4 protein-coding genes and 1 pseudogene are annotated in these 5,132 nt (G+C 48.1%); 3 read left to right on the forward strand and 2 right to left on the reverse strand.

Translation table 11 applies throughout. The features are described 5' to 3' along the window. The 3 genes and pseudogenes from KDK14_RS20420 to KDK14_RS20430 form a co-directional block, all read left to right on the forward strand. Positions 1-185: pseudogene (locus KDK14_RS20420) on the forward strand (tRNA (adenosine(37)-N6)-threonylcarbamoyltransferase complex transferase subunit TsaD); the annotation flags it as partial. A 158-nt stretch (positions 186-343) separates the two neighbouring features. Continuing rightward, on the forward strand, positions 344-712 hold the full coding sequence (gene folB / locus KDK14_RS20425) for a dihydroneopterin aldolase (protein ID WP_257267078.1): 369 nt from the start codon (positions 344-346) through the stop codon (positions 710-712). A gap of 6 nt (positions 713-718) precedes the next feature. Then, on the forward strand, positions 719-1,123 hold the full coding sequence (locus tag KDK14_RS20430) for a 2-amino-4-hydroxy-6-hydroxymethyldihydropteridine diphosphokinase (protein WP_257267079.1): 405 nt from the start codon (positions 719-721) through the stop codon (positions 1,121-1,123). A gap of 75 nt (positions 1,124-1,198) precedes the next feature. Here KDK14_RS20430 and KDK14_RS20435 read toward each other — a convergent pair whose 3' ends face one another. Both KDK14_RS20435 and cca read right to left on the reverse strand, forming a co-directional pair. Next, positions 1,199-3,511: a hypothetical protein gene (locus KDK14_RS20435; RefSeq protein ID WP_257267080.1), complete on the reverse strand. Its 2,313-nt coding sequence runs from the start codon at positions 3,509-3,511 to the stop codon at positions 1,199-1,201. A 462-nt stretch (positions 3,512-3,973) separates the two neighbouring features. Continuing rightward, positions 3,974-5,132, reverse strand: a 1,159-nt coding sequence (gene cca / locus KDK14_RS20440) for a multifunctional CCA tRNA nucleotidyl transferase/2'3'-cyclic phosphodiesterase/2'nucleotidase/phosphatase (protein ID WP_257267081.1), incomplete at its 5' end; no start/stop codon positions are given.

The raw sequence follows: 5,132 nt of genomic DNA on the forward strand, positions 1-5,132 counted from the left end.
CTTCTTTGGCATCCATGGTGAAAAAAGAAGGGGCGGTGTTGCGTTATGCTCGTCCTCAGTTCTGCACGGATAATGGTGCCATGATCGCCTACGCTGGCTGTCAACGTTTGCTGGCTGGCCAGAGCGATGGGCCTGAAGTGGTGCCTGTACCTCGCTGGCCCATGGAAGAGCTGGAAGCCTTTTGAATCACAAAGGCACGCAGACACAATTAAGTAAATATTTTTCAGGGTGAAAATTTTATGGGCTAGCGTTTGGCAAACAAGGCTTTCTTTGTGTCTTTGTGGTTTGCTGTCCTTTTTCTTTTCTGGCTTTTTGCGCCACTGTCTGTTAAGGAGTGCCTGCTATGGATAAAGTACGAATAGAAGCCATTGAAACCCGGGCGGTCATCGGTGTTTATGCGTTCGAGCACGAGGCGCCACAGCCATTGGTGCTGGACCTGGAACTGACCACTGATTTTACCCGCGCGTTCACCAGTGATGACTTACAGGATGCGCTGGATTATGACGCCATTACCCAGGGTGTCAGGGTATTTTGCGAGGCCTCCCGTTATCAGCTGATTGAGGCTCTGGCTGGCGGTATCATCACTCAGGTGATGGAGCATTACCCGGTGGATAAAGTAGCAGTGACCATTCGCAAGCCGAAGGCGTTGACCAATGCCCTTGCTACCGTTTGGTGTGAGCGAACCCGGGCACAGATGATGGGGCAGGAATAATTGGCAGTGACCGTCTATGTGCTTGGTATTGGTTCCAATATAAACGCTGAGTTTCAGTGTCGTCAGATGATCGCTGCGCTGGAGCTGCGATTTGGTCAGCTCAGAGTCAGTGAGCTGGTGACCACAAAAGCTGTTGGTCTTGCGGCTCCCGATTATATCAACGCAGTGGTTTGCTTTGAGTCAGATATCAGTGCTGAGGCATTGCGGCAATGGTGCAAGAGGCTCGAAGAGCAACTGGGAAGGGATCGTCAACAGCGCCTTTGTGCTGCGGATATTGACCTTTTGCTGGCAGTTGACCGCCCTGCTTTGGCAGTGGAAAAGCTGATCAACCAAGTTAAAGAACCCTGGTTTCGGCCCCTGGTGACAGAGCTGTTAAACATTAATGAGGGAGTTGACAGTGTTTACCATTAAAAAAAGGCCGTCTTGAAAAGACGGCCAGAGATTCAGGAGTTACCCTGAAAAAACATGGCAAAACGCTTGTGCTTATCAGCGAGTCTTTGTAGAACTGGCGTTAAGCTCTTGCTCCAATTCTTCGACCGCTCTCTTCACTACATCGAAACTCCCCTGCAACTTGCGTATGTGTTCACCCGGTGAATTACTCGAGGGTTTATTAACAACAGTTACAGAACCCTCGCCAGAAACCGTACTGCTATCGTCTTCGGATTCGTTATCGATGTCCCTTGTGTGCCTCATCAGCCGATTATGATCACCCAGGTTTTTCCTGGTCAGAGCGTGGGGTTCTTCGGCCGATGCTCTGCCTTTGACAACGGCCTTGTATTTATTGTAGCCCGCATGTCTGCCGTTAACGTTACTGGGTTTAACCATCCAGTGGTTGTCAAGCTGGCCGGGTACTACTTGCCATACGACCGTGTCATCCTGAGCCAGGACGAGATCGCCATCGTCATCCCTTTCGGCAAGATAGCTTTGATAATAGCCTTGACGCTTACCCGAATTTATCTTGCTCCACTTCATGCCCTGCTGGTGTTGGTGATCGGGGGCAGACGTTTTTCCGTCATAGGCCGGAGTGAGCTTCTTGTCAGGCGCCGGGATGATAACATCGTTTACCTTGGCGTAGATCTCCTTGTTGATGCCGATTTTCAAGCCATGAGCATCTTTCATATAGATATCCAGGACATTACCCTTGGCATCTTTGTAAACCCACTCCTTCAAGCGCTCAATTTCCAGTCTGTCCCGTGGGCCTGAAATTCTTTTTTGATGATCAGAACTATCAGGGTCATCGACATAGACACCTTTTTTCCATTCGTTGACATCATCGTCACGGCTTTTCTGGAGGCAAGGACGATCGTCACGGCTTTTCTGGACGTAAGTACAAATTTGTTCAAGGTGTCCAAGCTCTTCCTCAACCATCATCTTCTGGCACTCTTTGTCATAGATTTCCAGGTGGTTCTGGTAGACTGTGATATTCTCTTGCAGAATGTTGATATGCCAGGTTGCCTCTTCAACCTGACGGGAGTCGGTTTTCTCTGCGTCATTCAGAGCTTCTTGCATTTTTTCAAGTTGGGATTTGTCTGATTCAAGACGTTCCTGAAGATACTTTTTATAGTTTTCAGGATCCGTTTTTTCATTGATGAAGTCTTTGGCAGCAAAGTGGTCATGGTAGGCCTCTGTCAATTTAGCCTTCTTTTCCTCCACGTCGTTTTCAAGAGTTTGTACGACCGTCTGAAGATTGGTGCGATATTGTTTGCTGTCCAGCTTGAATGCAGCGATCACGTTCTCATCAGTGCATTTGAATACAGGAGGTTTGGGAGGCTCGCCAGGGTTAACAGGTGCTTGTTTATCAAGTGCTTGTTTTTTCTTTGCCGCTTTTTCTCTGGCTCGCTGGTATTGTGCATTTTCCTTGTTGAATACCTCCATTTTCTTTTTGTGAGCTTCCAGGTCTTTGTAGTAATCAGTCATAGCTTGTGCCATCGTGGGGTCATTACCCAGTCGCCTGGCCACCTGTGCATTGTCAGCATCAAGTTGCTTCGCTACAACCTTGTTATCCGGAGTCTTCGCCTTAATCGTAACGGTTGCCCGATTGGTTTCATCAGCAATCTTTAATTTCCGGGTTCGGGTAATGTAGTATTCTTCACCGGTTTGTGAATCCTGGTGCAGCTCTTCTTTTTGTTTCAGCTCCAGAGTTTTTTTATTCAGTTCCTGTTTGAACAAGAAATTAGCTTCTGCGCGAGGTTTATGGCGTGCTATCTTTTCTGCAACCTCCATGTCGGTGACCTTGTGTTGCCTGGCCAGCTGCACGCTATAAGCGTCCTCATTAAGCTGGTTGAATCGACTCTTGGCCCCAAGCTGACATTCCGTTTCAAATCTATGCTGTTTTGCCTGCTTTTTATCATGCTCAGCCTGCTTGGCAGCCTCTTTCTGCGCCAGCTTTATGGCATGATATTTGGCTGGCTGGAATACAAGGAGTAACTCTTCGTAAGCTGGGGTAATCACATGATCCTGCAGAGGTTTGGTAACAAACTTAAGCGAGCCAGAGATGAGCTTTAATGGGGCAACAAGGTATGAACCCACGACTTTCAGCTTTTCAATTGTACGTTCACTCAGGCTGGGCTTGTGAACAACAGTGATTGGCTGTTCATTTGTCTCAGCAGTTTTTTCTGGCTTTCTGGCAGCCAGGTCGTCTACAGGCTTTTCTGTCGGGTTCTCACTGGTTGCTGGCTCCTGTTCAGACGCGGTAGGTTTTTTCGTATTCTCTGAAGGCTTGCCGGATAAACCTGCGACACCTTGTTTAAGTCTTCTAAAAAGAGATTGCCCTCTTGATTGGGTTGGTTTCTCAACCACAGTTGTTTGCGGTAATACCTCGGATTGGACTTTAACACCCTTAGCCGGATTGGCTCCGTGTGAAGTCTCTGGGACTGGTGAAGTTGTTGATACAGGGGGTCGTGAGGGACCTACGTTGTTTGCCATGATTTATATCCTTATTCAGTTTGTGTGATTAGTTGCATCAATAAGATATTGATTACTTGATTGGACATTTAATTTAGGGTTTTGTTCCATGTCTATATCAATTAATGAATTTTCGGCGATTAAAATGTGTTTCGGATGCGTTAAAAGCTTGAAATTACTATTAATAACTCTTGGCGCTGGGGCATAAATTGTTGAGGCCTCAAGTGGCCATAAGTAGCTAGCCATAAGCCATAAGTAGTTAGCCAAATGGAATCGGGTATTTCTGGGTAAGTGGTCAGTTACTATGCAAGGCCTGACGTAGTAGGGTGATTGACAGCCTGGCCAGAAAATATGATTTCATTTGGTTAACTGGTTAAGGTGCATTGTTGCCTGAATTTGCTGAAGCCGTTTCTGTCTTAGTGCTTCACCAAGGGCTTTTCCCGTGATGTTTTCAGCCATCAAATCTCTGGCTTTAATGGCCAGACAGCTGTCCAATAGTTCAATCACCCGGGTTTTTTTTACTTTAACCGTTGCCAGGCTATAGGAAAGAATTGTAATGAGGCTGATAAAGCGTTCAGGGCGTCGCAGGGCATCGGTGGCTTCAAACAGGGACATCAGGGACTCTGCATTGTTGCTGTGCATAGCCGAACGCACGCTTTGGGCATGCTCTGTGACCAGAAGGGCCATATCGGCATATTGTGAGGGTAATCGCAATCTGGATGAAACACCCTGAACCGTCAGTATGCTATTGGTTTTTTTCTCTTCGGGCTGAGGTAGCAAAGGTGAGAACAGACAACCAAACCGGATCAGTGCAGTGTTGTTTTCCCGGGCGGCCATGTCAAGACGCAATAAGGTCTGGCTATGGATCAAGGAAAGGAACTCGGGCAGTACGGCTTGAAGTGCACCACAGCTTTGTAGCGTCTCAAAGTAGACCGAAGGCGCCTGTTCCATCAAGGCCCCGGATGTTTCCTGCCATACTCTTTCGGGTACCAGATGAGACGCTTCGCCGCTATTCACCATGTTGCTCATTAATTCCAGCGTTTCTTCAGCTACCTCAAAGCCAAGGGGGGCAAGCCTCGCTGCGAACCGGGCGACCCTGAGGATGCGCAGGGGATCTTCCTGAAAAGCAGGCGATATGTGGCGAAGCCGACGGTTTTTCAGGTCTTCCTGACCTCCGTATGGGTCAATGATGTTACCGTGCTGATCCTCTGCTATGGCATTAATGGTTAAATCCCGTCTCTGTAAGTCTTCCTCAAGGGATATGTCAATGGACGTGTAAAAGCTGAAGCCTGCATAACCATGGCCGGTTTTGCGTTCTGTTCGGGCCAGGGCGTATTCCTCTTTGGTTTGCGGGTGAAGGAAAACCGGGAAATCCCGCCCAACTGGCTGAAAGCCCAGGTCCTTCATTTGCCCGGGTGTTGCACCGACGACAACCCAGTCGTTGTCCTTGACTGGCAAACCCAGTAATTGATCCCTGACTGCACCACCCACCCGATAGACTTGCATAAATGAGTAC

It is taken from the genome of Endozoicomonas sp. ONNA2, from assembly GCF_024606365.1.
Taxonomy (GTDB): domain Bacteria; phylum Pseudomonadota; class Gammaproteobacteria; order Pseudomonadales; family Endozoicomonadaceae; genus Endozoicomonas.

Coding starts and splice junctions, on each gene's coding strand:
- folB (WP_257267078.1), top strand. CDS start 344: ATGGATAAAGTACGAATAGAAGCCATTGAAACCCGGGCGGTCATCGGT.